The sequence below is a fragment of the Ensifer sp. D2-11 genome (assembly GCF_054161295.1).
Map to the genome: position 1 here is coordinate 2,425,389 of NZ_CP096433.1, position 21,662 is coordinate 2,447,050.

The following is a 21,662-nucleotide window of genomic DNA, read 5'->3' on the forward strand; positions in this document are numbered from 1 at the left end:
TTGGTCGGTGCCTTCCCTACCGGATCATGGCAGGGGCGGCAAGGGCGGCGACAAGCCGCGAGACCGCGCGCGTGCGGGCTTCCGGAACATTGCGGCGTTGGATGCGTTCCTGCGCCAAAGCTGCGATCACAATGCCGTGATTGTATATCTTACCGTTTACGCGTATAAGTTACGCAGCAGATCGAGCGCGAGTTTGGGGACTGAGCGATATGCTGAACTTCATGACACCGGGATCCGGAGCCATAAAGCCTTTGAGTCCGGAGACGCACAGAGCCTGGACCCGCCGCGTCTCGCAGGCGGGCTGCCTGGTGGAGCCGTGGCGCTGCGACCTTTCCAGCGGCGCCTTCATGATAGGTTCCAAAACCGCCGCCCTCCTCGGACTGCGGCGCAATCCCTGCGGCATCATCGACCTTGTCAGGGCCTATGACAGAGGCGACCGGTCCACGATCCTGAATATTCTGGAACAGGCGACGGAAAGCTCCTCGTCCTTCTGCTTCTCGACCACTGTCCGCGGCGCAACGGGACATCCTTCCCCGCTTTATTGCATTGGCAATTCGACACTTACGGACGAGGGCGCAGAGGGTTCGCTCGAAGGCGTGTTCGCGCTACCCGAGACTGAAAAAACGAACGCGTAACGGCGCGTGCCAATTTCCATCATCTTTGCATTCTGTCCCCCCGTCAGCGGCGGACTCGATGAAAGGAAACGATATGGTCCCCAAACGATTCATGGCTGCCCTGTTTCTCGCCGCCACATTCGCTGCTGCTCCCGCGCTCGCGCAGGAGACCGACCACGGCAGCATGCATCACGGTTCGGCAGAAAGCGGCGCGGCGGGTGACGCGTCCCCGTCGAGCAAGGCCTTCGCCGAGGCGAACGCCAAGATGCACAAGGACATGGACATCGCCTTCAGCGGCAATGCCGATCTCGATTTCGTACGCGCCATGATCGCTCACCACCAGGGAGCGATCGACATGGCGAAGGTCGAGCTCGCACACGGCAAGGACGAAGCAATCCGAAAACTCGCCGATGACATCATCAAGGCCCAGGAAGCAGAGATCAGGATGATGAAGGAATGGCTGGCCCACAATGGCGGCTAGAGCACCGTTAGGGACGTGCGCAGCCTTTTCTGTTCAAAGAAGACCGGGACGAACGTTTAACGCGACGAACGGAAAGATTTTCGCGTTTGGGCTCGGTGCCACTCGGCTCCGAGGCGGCACCGATATTGACAGTTGGCCGCAAGCTCCTCTTCCATAGGCACAGGTGCCATGACGTCAAGAGGGGAAACGATGACGATACCACCCGGTGCATCTCCACAATTGTACAACGAAGACCTCGCGCCCGCCAAAGAACGCAACTGGGGCGCATTCTCCATTTTCAACGTCTGGACATCGGACGTGCACAGCCTTTGGGGATATTATCTCGCCGCCAGCCTGTTTCTCTTCTGCGGCAGCTTCATGAACTTCCTCCTGGCCATCGGCATCGGCTCGCTCATCATCTTCTTCCTGATGCAGCTCGTCGGCGTTGCGGGCGTGCGCACCGGTGTACCATTCCCGGTCCTGGCCCGGGCGTCCTTCGGTATCTGGGGCGCGAACTTCCCGGCAATCGTCCGCGCCATCGTCGCGTGCTTCTGGTACGGTGCGCAGACGGCGGCAGCCTCGGGCGCCATCGTCGCGCTGCTTGTCCGCAATGAAAGCCTGCTTCAGTTCCACCAGTCGAGCCACATGCTCGGTCATTCCACCCTCGAACTCGTCTGCTACGTCGTCGTTTGGGGTCTTCAACTGCTGATCATCCAGAACGGCATGGAAACGGTTAGAAAATTTCAGGACTGGGCCGGTCCAGCAGTCTGGGTGATGATGCTGCTGCTTGCGATCTATCTCGTCGTCAAGGCTGGCGGCTTCTCGTTCAGCCACACGATCCCGATGGACGTGTTGCTTGAAAAGACCAAGAACGCCGGCGTGCCGGGGGTACCGGGGTCGTTCGCCGCGCTTGGCGCGGTGGCCGCGATCTGGGTCACCTATTTCTCCGCGCTCTATCTCAATTTCTGCGACTTCTCGCGCTACTGCCCGAGCGAACGTTCGCTGAAGGTCGGCAACCTCTGGGGCCTGCCGGTCAACCTCATCCTGTTCTCGCTGGTTGCCGGCGTCACAACCATCGCCGCCTTCAATGTCTATGGCGAGGTGCTGCTGCACCCCGACCAGATTTCGGCCAAGTTCGACAGCTGGTTCCTGGCGCTGCTCGCCGCGCTGACCTTCGCGGTGGCGACTCTCGGCATCAACGTCGTCGCCAACTTCGTCTCGCCCGCCTTCGACTTCGCCAACGTCTTTCCCAAGCACATCGACTTCAAGAAGGGTGGCTATATCGCGGCGCTGATCGCCCTCGCGCTCTATCCCTTCGCGCCTTGGGAAGGCGGGGCTGCGCACTTCGTCAACATGATCGGTAATACGATGGGCCCTATCTTCGGCGTCATGATGGTCGACTACTACCTCATCCGAAAGGGCCGCGTGGATGTGGAGGCGCTCTACCGCGAAGACGGCGAATTCCGCTTCGAGAACGGCTGGCATGTCAACGCGCTGATCGCCGCCGGCATCGGGATCGTCTTCTCCTCGATCCTGCCGGGGCTTACATCCGTGATGCCGGCATGGTGGGGTGTCTACGGCTGGTTCTTCGGCGTCGCCATAGCCGGTGCGATATACTACGCGCTCCGCTCCTTCAAATCGGCCAGGCCATACCCGGCCCAACCCTGATGGCTTAATTTCTATCAGAGAACATCGCCCTCTCCATCGAACGCTACGGCATGCACATATCTCTTGCGCGCCGGTGCGGCGGATACTGCTGATGAAAGGGATCCCTCGGGAACCCAACCGCCTCAACCCCGCTCGGTCGGGATTGCCCCTCAACCGGCTGCCGCCACCTTCTCCCCGCAGGCGGGGAGAAGGGATATGCCGCGCCCACTCGCTCCCTCGGGCGGGCGGTGAATGCGGGGTTCAGTCGGCGCCGCTTGTCCCTTCTCCCCGCCTGCGGGGAGAAGGTGCCGGCAGGCGGATGAGGGGCGGGTGACCGGTAATGCCAATGTTAGCGCATACGGGTTTGATCCCAAGGACCCATCCGCAAGCCTCGCCACTGCTGGAAATACAGATGCCGCCACTCCGGAGTAAATCCGCGAAGGGCTGGACAACAAGAGATATGTGCATGCCGTAGCCATCGAACGGGGAGGGCGATGTCCTTACCGGATGCGGCAATCAGGCCGCCGGACGTGCGAAGCGCCGGCGCAGGTCCTCTATCGGCGCGCGGCAGAAGCAGCCCTCGATATGGTCGTTGACGAGGCCCATCGCCTGCATGAAGGCATAGACCGTCGTCGGGCCGACAAAGGTCCAGCCGCGCTTCTTCAGATCCTTCGAGATCCGCACCGAGGCCGGCGTCGTCGGATTGGCGATGAGTGTCTCGAAGTCGACGGTCTTCGGACGCTCGCTTCCATCGGGCTCATGCGACCAGAAATAGGCCGCCAGTGAACCGAATTCCGCACGCAGTTCCTTTGCGCGGCGGGCATTGTTGATGGTCGAGACGATCTTGCCGCGATGGCGGACGATGCCGGCATCGGCGAGGCAACGCTCGACGTCCTCCTCGCCGAACTCCGCGACCTTGTCGAAATCGAAGCCCGAAAATGCGGCGCGAAACGCATCACGCTTTCTCAGGATCGTCAGCCAGGAGAGGCCCGACTGAAAGCCTTCGAGGCAGATCTTTTCGAACAACCTGTGATCGTCGGCGACCGGCCGGCCCCATTCTTCGTCGTGATAGCGGCGGTAATCCTCCAGATTGCCGTGCCAGGCACAGCGATCAAGACCGTCGTCCCCCGTAATCAAGCCCCTGGCTGCCATTTCGCCTCTCTCCATCGTTTCTCTTTTGTTCCGTTTACCATTTGCAAACCACATCGATAAAGAGGCGAATAACCCTACCCAAAGCTTTATTGCCGCGGCCGCCCTTCAGCGCGGCGCCGTTTACCGTTCGGTTGCGGACAGGTGAGAGCATCGCGCCATTGCCGGAGCACTGGAACGCGCATGCGATTTCCCGAGCTCCGCCCCACTGAATTGAACGAAAGGCCTGGGCGGGACAACTCACCCGGGCTCCTCCAGATTGTTCCGGCCAAGTAGCGAGTCCGTCCGATGCTCAAGAAATCCCTTTGTCTTGCCGCATGCTTATTCTCGATCCTTTCCGGGGTGGCAGGCGCGCAGGACCGTTATCAAAACCGTCCGCCCGTCATCGTCAGCCCGGATCTGACCGCCCCCTGGGTGATGCAGCTGACGGGCGAGCGCGTGGTCTATCGCCAGCAGGTTCCCACGACCACCCGAAAGCGGCTTGAGCGGCGCGAGCTTAGCCGCCGCCCCGCCAACGCAGCCGTTCAGCCAGCCTCGATCGCGCGCAGGCAGAAGCCTGCAAAGTCGCAAATCGATCCGCAGTTCCTCCCGCAGATGATCGCTTACGAGACGAAGGAGAAGCCCGGGACCATCGTCATCGACACCAACAACCGCTTTCTCTATCTCGTCACCGGCAACGGCGAGGCGCGGCGCTACGGCGTCGGCGTCGGCAAGCCGGGCTTCGAATGGGCCGGAGAGCACAGGATCACGCGCAAGGCCGAGTGGCCCAACTGGACGCCGCCGCAGGAAATGATCGCGCGCGAGGCAGCCCGGGGTCACTATCTGCCAGCCCGGATGGACGGCGGCCCGGAGAATCCGCTCGGCGCTCGCGCCATGTATCTAGGCTCGACGCTCTATCGCATCCACGGCACCAACGCACCCTGGACGATCGGCTACGGCGTTTCCTCCGGCTGTATCCGCATGCGCAACGAGGATGTGGTCGATCTTTATGAGAGGGTGAAGGTCGGCACAAAAGTCATCGTGATATAGCGACTATGGATGCACAATACTTCTTCCGCGTTTTCTCTCTTCAACTCCCAAAAACGTGGTTTTGAAGCAACAGATGTTCCCTCAGATACAAGTCTTACCGAAATCGCCGCACTATAGAATGTATCGCGGGCGTCCACTTGCGGTTAAATCGCATGGCTTGCTTGCAACGAGGGTTCAGAGGGAATCGTAAATGAGACGTCATGTCACGGGGATGGCCGCGCTTGCAGTCGCGGCCGCTGCTCTTCTTATTTCCGCAAACGCTTCGGCATTCAGCCCGGCCGATATTGCCGGCGCGGGCGTAAAGCGTTCCGACATCATTCAGGTCGCCAAGCAGAAGAAGCCACCTCAGAGATATTGGCGCACCAAGGTGCGCTTCCGCACGGACGAGGCCCCCGGCACCATCATCGTCGACACCAACAGCAAGTATCTCTATTACATCGATGGCCCGAACCGGGCGACGCGCTATGGCATCGGCGTCGGCCGCGACGGTTTCGGCTGGTCCGGTGTCGTCAAGGTTGGCCGAAAGGCCGAGTGGCCGAGCTGGACGCCGCCGGCCGAGATGCGTGTGCGAGAAAGAGCGAAGGGTCGGATCCTGCCCATCACCCAGCCCGGAGGCATCGACAATCCCCTCGGCGCCCGCGCGCTCTATCTCTACAAGGGCGGCCGCGACACGATCTTCCGTATCCACGGAACCAACCAGCCCTGGACCATCGGTCAGAACATGTCCTCGGGCTGCATCCGGATGATGAACGAGGATGTCGAACACCTCTATGAGCGCGCCGGCATCGGCACGAAAGTCGTCGTCATCGGCCCCGGCAGCAAGCCCGGCGACACCTATTTCGACGATCGCGGCGTCGACATTTTCCGTACGATTTTCGGCGGTTGACGGCCGGAAGGGAGGGCCGTACCGGCAGGATTCCTTCGACGTCCGGTTTACGCCCCTCATCCCGCTGCCGCGACCTTCTCCCCGTCTGACGGGGAGAAGGAACAAGTGGCTGCGCTAGCAATTCTCCCGCACCGATGAGGAGGTAGAGCGCGCAGCGAGTCCCTTCGCACCGCTTGCGGGGAGAAGGTGCCGGCAGGCGGATGAGGGGGCCCTGCTCACCCCCTGACTGTCACAACCCCGCCGGCTTCGGTCCGCCATAGGCCCAGTCGAGCAGCTCAACCGTGTGCAGGATCGGTATCTCCGTGCCGCTGGCGATCTGCGTGATGCAGCCGATATTCCCGGTGGCGATCACTTCAGGCTTGGTCGCCTCTATATTTCTGACCTTCCGCGCCTTCAGCTTCGCCGAGATCTCAGGCTGCAGGATGTTGTAGGTTCCGGCCGAACCGCAACAGAGATGCCCCTCCGCCGGCTCGCGAACCGAAAAGCCCGCCCGTTTCAGGAGCTGCTTCGGTGCCGAGGTGATTTTCTGTCCATGCTGCATCGAGCAAGCGGAGTGGTAGGCAACGGTGAGATTCCGTGCCCCCTGCTCCGGCAGGTCGAGGGTCGCGAGATATTCGGTGACGTCCTTGGCCAGCGCGGAAACCCTCGCAGCCTTTTCCGCATAGGCCGGATCTAGTCGCAGCATATGACCGTAATCCTTGATCGTCGTGCCGCAGCCGGATGCGGTAATGATGATGGCGTCGAGCCCATCCTCCTCCGCCGCCTTCAGCCAGACATCGATGTTGTGCCGGGCAGCCTGCAGTGCCTGCTCGTCCCGTCCCATGTGATGGACGAGCGCCCCGCAACAGCCCTCTCCCGCCGAAACGACCACCTCGACCCCCTGGCCCGTGAGCAGACGGATGGTCGCATCGTTGATTTCCGGCCGCAGCACCGGCTGCGCGCAGCCGGTCAGAAGCGCAACGCGGGCGCGCGGCGTGCCCTTTGCCGCGTAGACAGCCGGTTTTGCCCCACGCGCTGCCGGCAGCGCGCTCGGCGCCAGATCGAGCATGACGCCGAAGGACCTGAGGAAGGGAACCCTCTTCAGCAATCCGGCGAGCGGGCGCGCAAGACCGGCAGCCCCGAGCGCCAGCCGGAACCGTGACGGATAAGGAAGAGTGGCGGCAATGACGGAGCGGGCGAGCCGGTCCTTGAAAGGCCGCTTATAGGTCTTCTCGATATGGGCACGGGCGTGGTCGACGAGATGCATGTAGTCGACGCCCGAAGGACAGGTGGTGAGGCATGAAAGACACGAGAGACAGCGGTCGATATGGGTGACGGTCTCGCTGTCTGCCGCACGGCCGTTTTCGAGCATGTCCTTGATCAGGTAGATTCGCCCGCGCGGACTGTCGAGTTCGTCGCCGAGGACCACATAGGTCGGACAGGTGGCCGTGCAGAAACCGCAATGCACGCATTTGCGCAGGATCGTTTCGGATTCGGCGACATGCGGGTCGGCGAGCTGCTCAGGGGAGAAGTTGGTCTGCAACTGAGTACTCCATGTGGCGCCTTGCGGCCTTTGGATCACTTTGATCTCCGTCGGGCTGGCCGGAAATCGCATGATCGATTCTCTTCGTCTTAGGCCGATCTTTTAGACCGCACGATGGCGAAAGGCTGCTTCGCCTAGTTCTGGACCAACGCTGCTGCGCGCCCCGGATTGAATATGCCCGACGGGTCGAATTGGGCGCGGATGCGTTCCGACAATCGTGCCACGGCCGGGGGCTGCGGTTCAAAGGCCGGAATGCGGCCGCGCGCCTCCTCGCCGGCACGCAGAAGCGCCGCATGTCCGCCACCGACCGCGCCGATATAGCGGCGGAGCAGTTCCGCCTCCGGGTCTGCCTCCATGCGCAGCCACACCAGACCGCCCTGCCAGTCGTAGAAGGCATCGACGCCGGTCTGCAGGCGCAATGCGGCGACGAGCTGATGGCCCGCGGAAGGGGCGACCGATATGCGCCACAAAGGCCGTCTGGTGCCGTCGGCATAGGGCTTTACGTCGCGGATTTCCGCCCACAGGGTTCTTGTCTGCGCCTCGTCGAGCTGCGATATCCGCCCGAAGCGCGATAGTTTTTCGCCAAGCTTCTCCGCCCGAATGGCAACGGATGCCGCGAGGCCTTCGAGGCGCAGCACCGTTGCGGCGCCATCCGGCAATGCACCGTCGAGAAAGCGGCTTCGCACGCTTTCCGGCAGATGCGACGCACCCGAAACCTCCACCGGCTGCGCCATGGCCTCGGCCATCACCGCGGCGGCTTCCGCATCGTTCAGGCCGGAGACGACGACGGTCGCTGCCGCCGGCGGCAGTGGCAGGACCTTGAAGGTGACTTCGGTCAGAATGCCGAGCGTGCCGTAGGACCCCGCCATGAGCTTGACGAGATCGAGCCCCGTCACGTTCTTCATCACCCGGCCGCCGGCCTTGATGAGTTCTCCCCGGCCGTTGACGAAACGCACCCCGAGCAGGTTGTCGCGAGCGGCACCGGCGACGTAGCGGCGAGGCCCGGAGACATTGGCGGCGAAGACCCCGCCGATCGTCGGTTCGCCCGTCGTTGCGAAAATCGGCCGATGGTCCATGGGTTCGAAGGAGAGCATCTGGCCCTTGGCGTGCAGTGCCGCCTCGACCTCGGCGAGCGGCGTTCCGGCAAGCGCACTCATGGTCATCTCGGCCGGGTCATAGGTGACGATGCCGGAAAGGCGCCTGGTCGAGAGGGTTCTGTCCGCACGCACGGGATTGCCGAGACCTGCGCGCGTGCCGCCGCCGACCACCGCAAGCGTGACGCGCTCGGCCGCCGCGGAACGCACGACGGACGCGATCCCCTCCTCGCTTGCCGGTTCGAAATGGACGATCATGCCGCGGGCCGTCCTTCGAGCGGAAAAACCTTCGACGGGTTCATAAGCCATTGCGGATCGAAGGCGGCGCGCGCCGCCATCTGCTGGCCGAGATCGGCCCTGCTGTACTGGTGCAGCATCAGATCGCGTTTCTCGATGCCGACGCCGTGTTCCCCGGTCAGGCAGCCGCCCGCCTCGACGCAGAGCTTCAGTATGTCGTTGCCGGCAGCTTCCGCGCGGGCAGCTTCCTCCGGATCGTTGATGTTGTAGAGGATCAGCGGATGCATGTTGCCGTCGCCGGCATGGAAGACATTCGCCACCCGCAGGCCGTAGCCGGCGACGATCTCCCCGGTCCGGCGCAAGACATGGGAGAGCTGGCTCAGCGGCACCGTTCCGTCCATGCAGATATAGTCGGCAATCCGGCCGGTTGCGCCAAAAGCCGACTTACGCCCCTTCCAGATCAGTGCCGCTTCCAGAGCGGACTGCGATTCCCTGATCGTCATCACGCCGTGGCGGCGGGCGATCTCGATGATGCCGGCGAGCGTCGCATCCATCTCAGCCTCGGAGCCTTCCACTTCGACGATCAGCAATGCTTCGACGTCGAGCGGATAGCCGGCCTGGGCAAAGGCCTCGCAGATCTCGATCGCCGGCTTGTCCATGAATTCGATTGCGACGGGGATGATGCCCGATCCGATGATATCGGCGACGCAGCTGCCGGCGGACTCGGAAGAGGCGAACCCAAAGAGCACGGGCCGCGCACCTTCGGGCTTCGCAATCAGCCGCACCGTCGCTTCCGTGACGATGCCGAGCTGCCCCTCCGAACCGCAGACGAGCCCAAGCAGGTCGTATCCCGGCGCGTCCAGCGCCTTGCCGCCGAGTTCGATCACGGTGCCGTCGAAAAGCACCATCTTGACGCCCAGAAGGTTGTTGGTCGTAACCCCGTACTTCAGGCAGTGCGCGCCGCCGGAATTCATCCCGATGTTCCCGCCTATGGTGCAGGCGAGCTGCGAACTCGGATCCGGGGCATAGAAGAAGCCGTCGGCCGAAACCGCATCGGAAATATTGAGATTGGTCACGCCCGCCTGAACCGTCGCCGTGCGGTTGAACAGGTCGATATCCAGGGTGCGCGACATCTTCGACAGACCGACGACGATCGCGTCCTCCTGAGGAATGGCGCCGCCGGAGAGCGAGGTGCCGGCGCCCCGCGGCACGATCGGAATGCCGTAGCGGCTGCAATATTTGAGCACCGCGGCCACGTGCTCCGTCGTCTCGGGAAGAACGACCGCGAGCGGCATCCGCCGATAGGCGATAAACGCATCCGTCTCGAAGGGCTTGAGGCCGCGCTCGTCGCTGATGAGGCCGCCTTCCGGCAACAGATCGGCAAGATCGGCGACGATTTCCCGCCGACGATCGAGCACGGCCTGCCTTGGCTTCAGAAAGCCGATCGTCTCCGGCATGAGCGCCTCCCATTCACAGCAAAGTGGTATTTTTTGCTTACCACTAATGCATGTCGCCCAAAAGTGTGCAGCGGATCTGAGACAAGGACATACACAAACAATGACCTCAGTGCGTCCCGCTCAAACCTTTTATAGAGGTGGACGGACACCCGGCAAATGTTAATGATCTTTTCGCCTTTGGAAACAATGATCAGGATTGATGACGAATCTAGGCGATCTCGAAATTTTCGCGCGGGTGGTGTCGACCGGCAGTATGTCGGCGGCGGGACGCGCGCTCGGCTTTTCCGCAGCCGTGATTTCCAAACGCATCAAGCGGCTCGAAGACAGGCTGGGCACGCGGCTCCTGCAGCGCACGACGCGGCAGATTTCGCTGACGGAGGCCGGCCAGGGTTTCTATGACCGGGTTCTCGGCATTCTCGCCGGCCTCGAGGAGGCGGAGGCTTATGCCTCCGGCCGCTCCTCCCAGGTCCAGGGGACGCTGCGCATTTCCGCGCCGACCTCCTTCGGCCGCATGCACATCGCGCCGCATCTGACCGGTTTCATGAAGGACCATCCCGACCTGAAGCTGCACATCGTGCTGACCGACGATTTCACCGACATCGTCGCAGAAGGCTTCGACCTCGCCATCCGAATAGGCGAACTCAGCGATTCGAGCCTCGTCGCCCGCAAGCTCGCGCCGGTGCGCCGGCTTCTCTGCGCAGCGCCGAGCTATGTCGCCCGTCATGGAGCGCCGACGGAGATCGGCGAACTCGCGAAGCACATCTGCCTTCCGGCACACAACAACGACAACTGGAAGCTGGAGGGGCCCGACGGCAGCCTCTCCTATCGGCCGGAGGGACCGCTCGTCACCAACTCGTCGGAAATCATCCGCGAAGCGGTGATTGCCGGCGCCGGCATCGCGCTGCGCTCCACCTGGGATATCGGCAGGGAACTTCGGGAGGGGCGACTGGTTCAGGTGCTGCCGCAATGGGAAGGATCGCACAAGCTGACGCTTTCGGCGGTCTATCCGAGCCGGCAATTCCTGCCGGCCAAGGTGCGGCAGTTCATCGACTATCTCGCCGCACTCTACGGGCCGGTGCCCTACTGGGAGCAATAGTCTATCCGTGCTCGTCGTGATGCCGGCGAATGCGCCGCACCACCAGCCAGACCCCGGCGACCGCGAAGGGAACGGCGAGGCCCGTCAGGAGACCTGGATCGACGGGTATTTCATGACTGACGGCCTTGGCGAGGTAGCCGAAGAGCCCGACGACATAATAGGAGATCGCCGCCACCGACAGTCCTTCGACGGTCTGCTGCAGGCGCAATTGCAGCTTGGCGCGGCGATCCATCGAATTCAACAGGGCGCTGTTCTGCCGTTCCAGTTCGACGTCGATCCAGCTTCTCAGGAGAGCCGTAGCGCGGGCGAGCTTGCGCGAAAGGTTCGCCTGCCGCTCCTCGACCGACTGACAGGTGCGCATTGCCGGCGCCAGCCTGCGCTCGAGGAAGGTGCCGATCGTCTCGTAACCGGGCACCGGCGTCTCGGAAAGCGTGCGGATGCGTTCCTGGACAATGCCGTAATAGGCGCGGCTGGCGCCGAAGCGATAAAGGCTGAGGGCGGCACCCGCTTCGAGATCGGCGGCAAGGCGGGTGATCTCCGCCAGCATCTCGTCAGCCTCCTCGCGGACGTTTTCCTTCATGCGCTGCGTCACCGCCGTCAGGCCGTCCTCGGTGCGGCGGATCTCCGGCGACAGCGACTGGGCAAGCGGCAGGCCGAGGATGGCGAGCGTGCGGTAGGTCTCGATGTCGAGCAGGCGCTGCACCAGGGCGCCTGTTCCCGCCTCCGTCATGCCGCGATCGATAACGAGCACCTGGGTCAGCCCGTCGCCGTTCTGGCGAAAGTCGGTCACGAGCACCGCCTGGCCATTCTTGGTTTCGCTGTAACAGAGGCTCGTGGGATCGAAGGCGCCGATGGCCTCGCGGGTGTCCGGCGTATCGGGACGGATTTCCAGACGAATTCCGGAAATCAGCGAGCCCGGGGGCGAAAAACCGTCGCCGAACGGATGGATCGGCACCTCACCGCCGAAGCTTTCCGGCGCGGGCGCGTCCCAGAAATAGGTGGAGAATTCCGTGTGCCGCTCCCAGCGCAGCGTTCCCTGCCCCCAGGGGATCGCGTGGTGATTGGCGTCGCGACCGGGCGGGGCGATGCCGCGCGAGCGCGACAACTCGGACATCACGGCGTGATCGACGATCGACCCGCCCTCCGTCATGAAGGCGAGTTGAAAGATGACGCGCGGAGTCGTCACCAGTGCATAGGGCCGTGAATGGACCTCGCCGAGTGCCTGGGCGCGCAAGGGCGCCACCGGAAATGCAAAACTGCCCTTTGGCATGAAGCGCTTCTTCCCCCTCACGCGTTCATCATCACCTTCTTATCAACGGATAAGGTAAAAAGAACAGGGCGCTTTGACGCAGTTCGATCTTTGTCAACACCCGCAGAGTGGACAATCAATTTGACCACTTGATAGGCCCTGTTAGATTGCCGAATGGAAGCGGAGGCCGGCGAAACCTGTGCACAATGCCCTTGGCGCTCCGGGAGACGTGGCCGTGACCGAAAACCAGGACGACCTCTATGCCCGCATCAGCCATAGCCGGACGGCCGACGAGGTCGTGCAGCAGATCGAGCTTCTGATCCTCGAGGGCGTGTTGCGCGACGGCGATCGCTTGCCGGGCGAGCGAGAACTCTCCAGGCGCTTCGACGTGTCGCGGCCGATCCTGCGTGAGGCGCTCAAGGAGTTGGAGGCGCGCGGTCTCGTCGAGAGCCGGCATGGCGGCGGCACGTTCGTCGCCGACGTGGTCGGCCAGATCTTTTCCAAACCCCTGATCGAGCTCATCGGACGCCACCACAAGGCGACGCAGGACTATCTCGAATACCGGCGCGAACTCGAAGGCTTGACGGCGGAACTGGCGGCGACCCGCGCAACCGACTTCGACCGCGACATTCTTACCCGCGTCATCGAGCGCATGCGCTCCGCGCACAAAAGCGGCAATTTCGCCGAAGAGCTCGAAGCCGATATCGAACTGCACAATGCTATCGGCGAAAGCGCTCATAATATCATCCTGCTTCACACCCTCAGGGCCTGTTACAGGCTGCTGACCCAAGGCATCTTCTTCCACCGCAATTCCGTCTTCGGCGCGCCCGGCGCGCGCGACCAGCTTCTCGCGCAGCATGAGGCGATCTATGCGGCGATCATGGTCGGCGATCCACAAACCGCTAAGACAGCCGCGCAGAGCCACATCGATTTCGTCGCCACGGCAGCGCGCGAGGCCGAGCGCAGCGGAGAGTGGGTGCGCATTGCCCGTCTGCGCCTGCAGCAGCGCGATCGCTCCGGTTCCTGACCCGTCGCGCGCGACAAGCGCTAAAGTACGGATGGCGAGTGCCCCTTGGTAAAATTCCCGCCGATTTCCTACATATGGTCGTATGGGGCAGTGGTTCTGTCGGAACCGCGACTCCGCGCTTTGCGTTAGTTGGCTAATATATGGGTCCCGAAAAGGAAGAGCATGAATCCGAATGAATGCGGCGTGTTTTGACGAACGCATTTACAGCGGCATGCGACGGTTCATACTCGGGTCGCGCAGCGGCAACCACTGATTCGTTGAGGAGTATCGGGAATCTTGAACTTTCTGCACCGGCTCGCTTCTGATGTGCAACTCATGCTGCGTCGCCCGGCGCGAATGCAGTATGCGGCGCTGTGCTATCGGCTTGCCAGGAAGACGAATGCGCTGGAAATCCTGGTGATCACCAGCCGCGACACCGGCCGGTGGGTCATCCCCAAGGGGTGGCCGATGCAGGGCAAGCAGGCGCACGAGGTCGCCGAGCGCGAGGCCTATGAGGAGGCCGGGGTGAAGGGCAAGGTGCAAAGGGCCGCCATCGGCGCCTACTTTTATCAGAAGCGGAAGGATCACGGCCTCGAGATCTCCTGCAAGGTGCAGGTGCATGCGCTCGAAGTTGAGGATTTTTGCAAGAACTTCCCGGAGAAAGGCAGCAGGCGGCTGGAGTGGGTCGACTATCGTGAGGCGGCAAAGCGCGTTGCAGAGCCTTCGCTGAAAGAGCTTATCCTCGATTTCGGCAAACGCGCCGACCCCGACCCGGAGCAGCGGCCCAAGGCCTCCAGCAACTGACGGCGAGGGCGGAAGCCCACGGCATCTGCACCGGCGACTGGTCGAACACGCAAGGTCGCCGCAGGCTTCGACATGCCGGATCGGGTAACGCCCCGACCCACCCTTCATCCCCCCTCTTCAATTCCTCTTGAATACGCCCGTTTGTGCCGCTACTGGCGAATATTACAGTTGGAGAACAGCCATTGGCCAAGCCGCGACCGCGCCTCGAAAAGCTGACGCTCGACAAGGATCTCGACAAGTTCAGCCTTGCCGAGGAAGCGTCGCATCACGTCATGCGCAGGTTGGCTGCTCCCGGGCTTGCCGCTCTCTTCCTGATCCTCAGCATGGGCTTCGCGGCGAGCTATTTCACGGGCGCCTCCGGTGCGGCCGTGGTGGTGGCGGCTGCGGCGGTCGCGGGCTACATGGCGATGAACATCGGCGCCAACGACGTCACCAACAACGTCGGAGCGGCGGTCGGAGCAAAAGCGATATCGATGCCCGTGGCGCTGGGGATTGCGGCGGTGTTCGAGATCGCCGGAGCGCTGATCGCCGGCCGTAAGGTCACGCTGACCATCGAGGCCGGGATCATCGACGGCACGCAGCTGGTCGGCGCCGAAGGGCTGGTCTGGGTGATGCTGTCGGCGCTTATCTCATCGGCGATCTGGATCAATATCGCGACCTATTCGCGTGCGCCCGTTTCGACGACGCATTCGCTCATCGGCGGCATTATCGGCGCAGGTGTCGCCGCCGCCGGGCTTTCCAGCGTCAAGTGGTGGGCGATCGCCGGCATCACGGCGAGCTGGACGATTTCGCCCGTGCTCGGCGGGGTCATTGCCGCACTCTTCCTCGCCTTCCTCAAGGAGTTCGTCATCTACCGCGATGACAAGATCTCGGCCGCCCGGCGCTGGATGCCTGTCGTCCTCGGCGTCACCGCCGGTTCGTTCACGGCCTATGTCGCGGTCTTTGCCATCGATCATCTGGCTTTTGTCCCGCTTCCGACCGGCCTGTCGATCGGCGGGCTGGCCGGGATCGCTTGCTACATAGTGTCGAAGCCGTGGATCCACCGCCAGTCGGAAGGTCTCGAAAACCGCAACCAGTCGCTTCGCAAGCTGTTCCGCCTGCCGCTCATCTTCTCGGCCGCCCTGCTGTCCTTCGCCCATGGCGCAAACGACGTATCGAACGCGATCGGCCCGCTGTCGGCGATCGTCTCGGCCGTCGACGGCGTGATCTCGAGCGCGGATTCGGAGGCCCCCTTCTGGGTACTCCTCATCGGCGCACTCGGCATCTCGGTGGGTCTTCTGCTCTACGGTCCGCTGCTGATCCGTGTCGTCGGCGAGGAGATCACGCGCCTCAATCCGATGCGCGCCTTCTGCGTGGCGCTTGCGACCGCCGTGACGGTTCTGCTTGCCTCGGCTCTCGGCCTGCCGATCAGTTCCACCCACACGGCGGTGGGCGCCGTCTTCGGCGTCGGCTTCTTTCGCGAGTGGTACACGCGCCACTCGCAACGGCGGCTCGAATATGTCCGGCGCAAGACGGGCCAGACCGAATTCATGGAAAAGGGCGAGACGAATTTTGCGGAAGTGCGTCGCCGGCGCCTGGTGCGGCGCTCCCACTTCCTGACGATCGTCGCCGCCTGGGTCATCACGGTCCCCGTGTCGGCGCTGCTCTCGGCCTTCCTCTATCTCGTCCTCTCCGGCCTGTTTCTCTAGAAGGTACCGTTTCCGATGCGCGCCAATTTCCGCATGCAGCGACTGTTCATCGAGAACCCGCTCCACGCCGGAGCGAAACACGAAACCACCAGGGAGCAGTTCAACTATCTCATCAACGTCCTGCGCCTCGGTGAAGGCTCATCGCTTCTGGTCTTCAACGGCCGGGACGGCGAATGGCGGGCGGAGATAGCCATGCCGTCGCGCAAGCAGGCGGTTCTCGTCGCGGTCGAGCAGACGCGCCCTCAGCCCGCCCCTTGCGATCTCGTCTACCTGTTTGCGCCTCTCAGGGTAGGGCGGCTCGACTATCTCGTGCAGAAGGCGGTGGAGATGGGTGCCGGCGTTCTGCAGCCGGTCATGACGCAGCATGTCCAGGGCAAGATCGGCAGCCTCGAACGCGTCCGCGCCAATGTCATCGAAGCGGCCGAGCAATGCGGCGTGCTCGGCATTCCGGCAGTCGAGGAACCGCGCAAGCTCGAGGACCTCCTCGTGGACTGGCCGCGCGACCGGCGCATCGTCTTCTGCGACGAGGGAAACGACAGCCAGAATCCACTGCCCATCCTCGAGGGAATTGCCGAACGCCGGCTGGCGCTCCTGATCGGGCCGGAGGGCGGCTTTTCGGAGGCGGAGCGGGACCTGTTGCGGAGCCGTGACTTCGTGACGGCGATCCCTCTCGGGCCGCGCATCCTGCGCGCCGATACCGCGGCAGTGGCTGCGATGGCCGTCATTCAGGCGACGCTCGGCGACTGGCGATGAGCCGTCCATCCGCTTGCCCCTAGTTTTTTTGAGGGCATCTTGAAAGAAATTGACTTGCGCCGCACTTGATTACGGTTCAAGCACTCCATCCGATCCTGCTGACCCCGCAGGAGCCGCCCCAGGCAAAGAAGACGAACATGGCCCGAGACACTACCGACCAGACGCCGGTTACCTCTGTCGCTGAACTGACCGCCTATCTGGCATCGGGATCGAAGCCGAAGGAAAAGTTCCGGATCGGCACCGAACATGAGAAGTTCGCCTTCTTCAAGGCGGACAACAGCCCGGTGCCCTATTTCGGCGATGCCAGCATCCAGGCGCTCCTGAACGGTATGGCCGAAAGGAACGGCTGGGAGCCGATCATGGACGAGGGGAATGTCATCGGCCTTGCCGAGCCCTCGGGCAATGGAGCGATCTCGCTCGAGCCGGGAGGGCAATTCGAGCTTTCCGGCGCGCCGCTCGAGAACCTCCATCAGACCTGCAAGGAATCCAACCAGCACCTGGCAGTGCTTCGAGAAATCGCCGAACCGCTCGGCATCCGTTTCCTCGGCATCGGCGGCAGTCCGAAATGGAGCTTCGCCGAGACGCCGCGCATGCCGAAGTCGCGCTACGCCATCATGACGCGCTACATGCCCAAGGTGGGCAGCAAGGGCCTCGACATGATGTATCGCACCTGCACGATCCAGGTTAACCTCGACTTCTCCTCGGAAGAGGATATGCGGCGGAAGATGCAGGTCTCCCTGAAGCTGCAGCCGCTCGCCACCGCCCTCTTTGCAAGCTCCCCCTTCACCGAAGGTAAGCCGAACGGGCTGCTTTCCTGGCGGGGAGACATCTGGCGCGATACCGACAACCAGCGCTCGGGCCTGTTGCCGACGGCCTTCAAGCCGGACTTCGGCTTCAGCGACTACGTGGAATGGGCGCTCGACGTTCCCATGTATTTCGTCGTCCGCGGCGGGCATTATCATGACTGCACCCATGTCACCTTCCGCCAGTTCATGAACGGGGCGCTGAAGGGCGAAATCGCCGAATGGCAGCCGACGATGGGCGACTGGACCAATCATCTGTCGACCCTCTTTCCCGACGTCCGTCTGAAGCGTTTCCTGGAAATGCGCGGGGCAGACGGTGGTCCGTGGCGGCGGATCTGCGCCCTGCCGGCGTTCTGGGTGGGCCTGCTCTACGATGACGAGGCCCTGTCGGCGGCCGAGGAATTGACCCGCGACTGGGGTTACGAAGAGGTCCTGGCACTCAGAGATGCCGTGCCCGCAAAAGCGCTCGCGGCCGAATTCCGGTCGAGGTCGCTCTTCGATGTCGCACGCGAGGTTCTCACCATTTCGCGCAACGGTCTCAAGCGCCGCAACCGGCTGAACGGCGACGGCATCGACGAAAGCCAGTTCCTGGCACCGCTTGACGAAGTGCTGGCGAAGAAGGCGACGCTCGCGGAAGACATGCTCTCGCTCTATCACGGCCGCTGGAACGAATCGGTCGAACCGGTTTTCGCCGACTACCAATACTGAGCGGACCCTTTATCCGGACGGAGCGCCGCGGACAGGCTCGTTCCGCCCCCGTCCGGCGCTTTCGAAAAAGCGGTTTCCAGCCCTCCAATTCCCGTTATAGTGCAAGGACATGCGTCTCGTCCGGGAAGGAACGCCAATGGCACCGCTTTTTGACATGTTCGCTCAGGCGCAGAACGGCCACGCCATCGAACTGATGGCGAAGCAATTCGGGCTCGCGCAGGAGCAGATGGCGAAAGCCACGGCCGCGCTGATGCCCGCATTCTCCACCGGCTTCAAGCACAATGCCACGAACCCCTACGACTTCGGCGCGCTGCTGACGGCGCTCTCGACCGGCAATTACGCCCGGTATTTCGAAGACATCAGCCAGGCGTTCACACCCCAGGGCGTCGCCGATGGCAACGGCATTCTCGGCCAGCTTTTCGGCTCGAAGGAAATGTCGCGCGCGATCGCGGCGCAGGCGGCACAGATGACGGGGATCGGCCAGGAGATCTACAAACAGATGCTCCCGGTGATGGCGAGCACGCTGATGGGGGGTCTCTTCAAGCAGACCACGGGGCAGATGAGCGGTGGGCTCGCCGACAATCCGATGATGACGCTGATGCAGCAATGGATGGAGGCGACGGGCTTCGCCAAGAAGCCCGAACCGCAGTCCAACCCCTTCGACAATCCTTTCGCCCAGGCGATGCAGGGCTTTTTCGGCGTGGGCAAGGCGGGAGAAATGGGCAGGGCCGGGGATAAGCCGAAAGCAGCCGACCTTTTCGCCGACAATCCCTTCTTCAAGGCCTATCGGGAGATGATGGGAGGCGCCGGCACGACCGAGAAAGCACCGGCCGATAACCCAGCCTTTGCCCAGTTTTCGCAGGCGATGAACAGCCTCTTCGACAGCGGCCTGGAGATGCAGAAGGAATATCAGAAAAGCATCGACGCGCTGTTCGAGAGCCACAAGGGCGGCTCGGGCGGCAAGGCGTAGCCGTCGGAATTTGCAGGCGGATGAGGGCGGTTGTTCGCTTTCTACGGCTCGTGCCAAGCGCTATGCGTAGGCACGCTCTGGCTCAACAAGATGATACGGTTCGACCAGGCAGTCGGTTGGGATGCCCCATTCTTTGTGAAGTCTGCGGATCATATCGACGGTAAGAGCGCGCCTTTTGCTCAAGATTTCGGAGGCCCTGGAACGGGAGCCGAAAAGTGCCGCCAAATCTGCCTGCGTACGGCCGAACATCTCCATGTGCGCCTTGATCAACTCAACGGGCTCAGGAGCTTCGATCGGGTGATGCTCGTTTTCGTAAGCCTCGATCAGGGTCGAGAGAATATCGAAACGGTCCGCTTCCTCGGTTCCGGTTTCAGGCGGCTGATCGAAGTATTTCGAGACCTCGTGGATGGCCCATGCAAGGTCATCATCGTTCCTTATGGCGCGAATATTGTCCATTACACTTTCTCCGGGTTGACTTTGTCGTATTCATCATGGGTGCCCATAAACTTGATCAGTACTCTTTTGAACGGGTACGCGACGTGAACGACAAGGCGATATTTATGGCCTGATATGTCGAAAATGATGCGATTGTCGCTCACAAAATCCACGTTGGCACCGAACATCGACTTCACATCGGACGGGCCCGCCCAGTTGGCGTTCCTAACCACCGCGTGCCACGTTTTGAGAGGCGTTTCTGCTTGAGGGTGCTTTTCCCAAAACGCTCTCAACGTGGACTTCGCTATGATTTGCATGGAACCTTGGATATTCCCAAATTGGGAACATGTCAATAATAGCTGTGAGGGAAAGCGGCGTCAGAGCCTACAGCGCCCCGCTCTTGCGCAAAAAAAGCCCGGTACATGTCTTGGCATGTACCGGGCAAGCAGCAGGGTCTATTGGCTCATACCCTGCGGGGAACTTTCAGGTGCCGTCGGCACCATCCGAATCTCGCGGCATGATCCGCGCGAGGGCGAAGATTTCGCAGATCATGCCGCACTGGCGCATCCGAGGCGGCGGGACGCGCCATGAGGGGTCAATCGTGGCGCACTCCCCTGTAGAAGAGGTTCGCCCGATTGCGTGAGGCGCGCGTCAGATAGCTGCCCGGGTTTTCGAAGAAGGCCGAGGTCAGCGCCTCGTGCAGGTCTTCGCGTTTCAAACCCATGTCCAGCAGCTGGCGGTCGTCGAGATCCTGCAGGCGGGCGATCTGGCAGCGGTTTCGATAGAGGCGCCAGACGGCCGTCAGCACGCCGACGATGCCTGTTGTGCGGACTGCAGGCGACTGCCTGCTCGCAACGAGGCCGAAACCGGAGGCGTGGTGGGTCGTGCGCATGACGGAACTCCTTTTCGCGGGCACGAAGAAACCCGTCCCCTGCGGGGAGGTCTTTCGCAGGGGCAGGCCGAAATACTTTTGGCGAACCGGCGACTATTTTGGCCGGAAAGATTGACGTGGTTTGCGGATTATCATTCGCAAATCCTTATTGATCAGTCCAACGAATGTTTTTAATGATATTCATCAAACAATCTTATGGGTATTCCGGCCATGTCCGCACCGCTCGATATTGACCAGCTGCAAACCTTCGTAGCAATCGCAGACACGGGCAGCTTCACCAAGGCGGCCGACCGTGTCTTCAAGACTCAATCCGCCGTATCGATGCAGATGCGACGCCTGGAAGAACGGATCGGCAAGCCGCTTTTCATGAAGGATGGCCGGGGCAACCGGCTGACCGTCGAGGGCGACAGGCTCCTCAACTTTGCCCGCCGGATGATCCGCCTCAACAATGAGGCGATCGCCTCCTTCGACGACAACCGCCTCGAGGGAACGCTGCGGATCGGCACACCGGACGACTACGCGGACCGCTACATGCCCGAAATCATCGTCCGCTTCGCCAAGACGCATCCGAACGTCGAGCTCTACATCATCTGCGAGCCTTCGGTGGACCTTGCGGAAAAGATGGCGAAGGGCGATCTCGACATCGCGCTCGTCACCCACAATCCGCGTGCGCGGGCTTCCGACGTCGTACGGACCGAACCGCTTTGCTGGGTAAGCTCCATCAATCATCCGCTGCCCGAGAATGCCCCGATCCCGCTTGCGGTCGGCCGGCGCGACTGTCAGTGGCGGCAGGCTGCCTGCGCGGCGCTCGACGCTACCGGCAAGGAATATCAGATCCTGTTCACGAGCTGGTCCTCGACCGTCGTTGCCGCCGCGGTGCTCGCCGGCATGGCGGTCTCCGTGCTTCCGGAGTCGGCGTTGCGACCGGGCATGAAGGTGCTGACGCTGGCGGACGGCTTCCCGTCGCTGGCGCCGGTGCAGATCGGCATCATGAAGCGCCCCGGCCTTTCGCCGTCGCTGTCGAACGCGATCACCAATCATATTACCGCCTGCCTCGACAACATCACGCCCATCACCGTCAACGACGATCTCGAAGGCGATCTCAAGGGCTATCCGCGTTACCCGCGCCTCAGGCAGAGCCATATGCTGCCGGGCTGGTGAGC

At 62.4% G+C, this 21,662-nt stretch carries 21 protein-coding genes; 13 read left to right on the plus strand and 8 right to left on the minus strand.

Annotated features, from left to right (window positions below):
* Positions 1-209: 209 nt before the first annotated feature.
* The 3 genes from M1D34_RS11720 (at position 210) to M1D34_RS11730 (ending at position 2,742) form a co-directional block, all read left to right on the plus strand.
* Complete coding sequence (locus M1D34_RS11720; RefSeq protein WP_015007219.1) at positions 210-635, plus strand: hypothetical protein; 426 nt, start codon at positions 210-212, stop codon at positions 633-635.
* A gap of 73 nt (positions 636-708) precedes the next feature.
* The gene (copM, locus tag M1D34_RS11725) at positions 709-1,095 is read left to right on the plus strand and encodes a CopM family metallochaperone (protein ID WP_498779144.1); all 387 of its coding nucleotides are present in this window, start codon (positions 709-711) and stop codon (positions 1,093-1,095) included.
* 189 nt (positions 1,096-1,284) lie between these two features.
* Positions 1,285-2,742 carry an NCS1 family nucleobase:cation symporter-1 gene (locus tag M1D34_RS11730; protein WP_014529064.1) on the plus strand — a complete coding sequence of 486 codons (1,458 nt, stop codon included), beginning with the start codon at positions 1,285-1,287 and terminating at the stop codon, positions 2,740-2,742.
* 495 nt (positions 2,743-3,237) lie between these two features.
* Here the strand turns inward: M1D34_RS11730 and M1D34_RS11735 are convergent, their stop codons facing one another.
* Complete coding sequence (locus tag M1D34_RS11735; protein ID WP_015007218.1) at positions 3,238-3,873, minus strand: DNA-3-methyladenine glycosylase I; 636 nt, start codon at positions 3,871-3,873, stop codon at positions 3,238-3,240.
* A 285-nt stretch (positions 3,874-4,158) separates the two neighbouring features.
* On the opposite strand from M1D34_RS11735, the gene M1D34_RS11740 reads away from it, so the two are divergent.
* Both M1D34_RS11740 and M1D34_RS11745 read left to right on the plus strand, forming a co-directional pair.
* Complete coding sequence (locus M1D34_RS11740; RefSeq protein ID WP_003527245.1) at positions 4,159-4,899, plus strand: L,D-transpeptidase; 741 nt, start codon at positions 4,159-4,161, stop codon at positions 4,897-4,899.
* A gap of 190 nt (positions 4,900-5,089) precedes the next feature.
* Positions 5,090-5,785, plus strand: a complete 696-nt coding sequence (locus M1D34_RS11745) for a L,D-transpeptidase (protein WP_013844076.1) — start codon at positions 5,090-5,092, stop codon at positions 5,783-5,785.
* A 229-nt stretch (positions 5,786-6,014) separates the two neighbouring features.
* Here M1D34_RS11745 and glcF read toward each other — a convergent pair whose 3' ends face one another.
* The 3 genes from glcF to M1D34_RS11760 form a co-directional block, all read right to left on the minus strand.
* Positions 6,015-7,379, minus strand: coding sequence for a glycolate oxidase subunit GlcF (gene glcF / locus M1D34_RS11750; protein ID WP_498779147.1), 1,365 nt, complete (start codon positions 7,377-7,379; stop codon positions 6,015-6,017).
* 62 nt (positions 7,380-7,441) lie between these two features.
* Entirely contained in the window at positions 7,442-8,659 is a 1,218-nt protein-coding gene (gene glcE / locus M1D34_RS11755; protein WP_498779148.1) for a glycolate oxidase subunit GlcE, read from the minus strand.
* Complete coding sequence (locus tag M1D34_RS11760) at positions 8,656-10,095, minus strand: FAD-linked oxidase C-terminal domain-containing protein (RefSeq protein ID WP_498779149.1); 1,440 nt, start codon at positions 10,093-10,095, stop codon at positions 8,656-8,658. The genes glcE and M1D34_RS11760 overlap by 4 nt, the downstream gene beginning before the upstream one ends.
* Positions 10,096-10,294: 199 nt before the next feature.
* Between M1D34_RS11760 and M1D34_RS11765 the strand changes: the two genes are divergently transcribed.
* Positions 10,295-11,191 (plus strand): LysR family transcriptional regulator, encoded by an 897-nt coding sequence (locus M1D34_RS11765; RefSeq protein ID WP_015007215.1) that lies wholly within the window; start codon positions 10,295-10,297, stop codon positions 11,189-11,191.
* 1 nt (position 11,192) lies between these two features.
* On the opposite strand, the gene M1D34_RS11770 is transcribed toward M1D34_RS11765, so the two are convergent.
* Positions 11,193-12,461 (minus strand): DUF3422 family protein, encoded by a 1,269-nt coding sequence (locus M1D34_RS11770; protein ID WP_010968806.1) that lies wholly within the window; start codon positions 12,459-12,461, stop codon positions 11,193-11,195.
* Between the two features lie 214 nt (positions 12,462-12,675).
* Between M1D34_RS11770 and M1D34_RS11775 the strand changes: the two genes are divergently transcribed.
* The 6 genes from M1D34_RS11775 to M1D34_RS11800 all read left to right on the plus strand — a co-directional run bounded on the left by M1D34_RS11775 (position 12,676) and on the right by M1D34_RS11800 (position 19,172).
* Positions 12,676-13,467 (plus strand): FadR/GntR family transcriptional regulator, encoded by a 792-nt coding sequence (locus tag M1D34_RS11775; RefSeq protein ID WP_187292983.1) that lies wholly within the window; start codon positions 12,676-12,678, stop codon positions 13,465-13,467.
* Positions 13,468-13,743: 276 nt separating this feature from the next.
* Positions 13,744-14,250 carry an NUDIX hydrolase gene (locus tag M1D34_RS11780; RefSeq protein WP_498779151.1) on the plus strand — a complete coding sequence of 169 codons (507 nt, stop codon included), beginning with the start codon at positions 13,744-13,746 and terminating at the stop codon, positions 14,248-14,250.
* A gap of 182 nt (positions 14,251-14,432) precedes the next feature.
* Entirely contained in the window at positions 14,433-15,938 is a 1,506-nt protein-coding gene (locus M1D34_RS11785; RefSeq protein WP_003527228.1) for an inorganic phosphate transporter, read from the plus strand.
* Positions 15,939-15,953: 15 nt separating this feature from the next.
* Positions 15,954-16,691, plus strand: coding sequence for a 16S rRNA (uracil(1498)-N(3))-methyltransferase (locus tag M1D34_RS11790; protein WP_498779153.1), 738 nt, complete (start codon positions 15,954-15,956; stop codon positions 16,689-16,691).
* A 137-nt stretch (positions 16,692-16,828) separates the two neighbouring features.
* Entirely contained in the window at positions 16,829-18,202 is a 1,374-nt protein-coding gene (locus tag M1D34_RS11795) for a glutamate--cysteine ligase (RefSeq protein ID WP_028010423.1), read from the plus strand.
* A 136-nt stretch (positions 18,203-18,338) separates the two neighbouring features.
* On the plus strand, positions 18,339-19,172 hold the full coding sequence (locus M1D34_RS11800; protein ID WP_498779155.1) for a DUF937 domain-containing protein: 834 nt from the start codon (positions 18,339-18,341) through the stop codon (positions 19,170-19,172).
* A 60-nt stretch (positions 19,173-19,232) separates the two neighbouring features.
* Here the strand turns inward: M1D34_RS11800 and M1D34_RS11805 are convergent, their stop codons facing one another.
* From M1D34_RS11805 to M1D34_RS11815, 3 genes are all read right to left on the minus strand, one after another.
* On the minus strand, positions 19,233-19,628 hold the full coding sequence (locus M1D34_RS11805) for a helix-turn-helix domain-containing protein (protein WP_003527219.1): 396 nt from the start codon (positions 19,626-19,628) through the stop codon (positions 19,233-19,235).
* Entirely contained in the window at positions 19,628-19,924 is a 297-nt protein-coding gene (locus M1D34_RS11810; RefSeq protein WP_127595299.1) for a type II toxin-antitoxin system HigB family toxin, read from the minus strand. Before M1D34_RS11810 ends, M1D34_RS11805 begins: the two co-directional genes overlap by 1 nt.
* 278 nt (positions 19,925-20,202) lie before the next feature.
* Complete coding sequence (locus M1D34_RS11815) at positions 20,203-20,499, minus strand: DUF1127 domain-containing protein (protein ID WP_003527213.1); 297 nt, start codon at positions 20,497-20,499, stop codon at positions 20,203-20,205.
* 210 nt (positions 20,500-20,709) lie between these two features.
* On the opposite strand from M1D34_RS11815, the gene M1D34_RS11820 reads away from it, so the two are divergent.
* Positions 20,710-21,660 carry a LysR substrate-binding domain-containing protein gene (locus tag M1D34_RS11820; RefSeq protein WP_003527211.1) on the plus strand — a complete coding sequence of 317 codons (951 nt, stop codon included), beginning with the start codon at positions 20,710-20,712 and terminating at the stop codon, positions 21,658-21,660.
* Positions 21,661-21,662 lie beyond the last annotated feature (2 nt).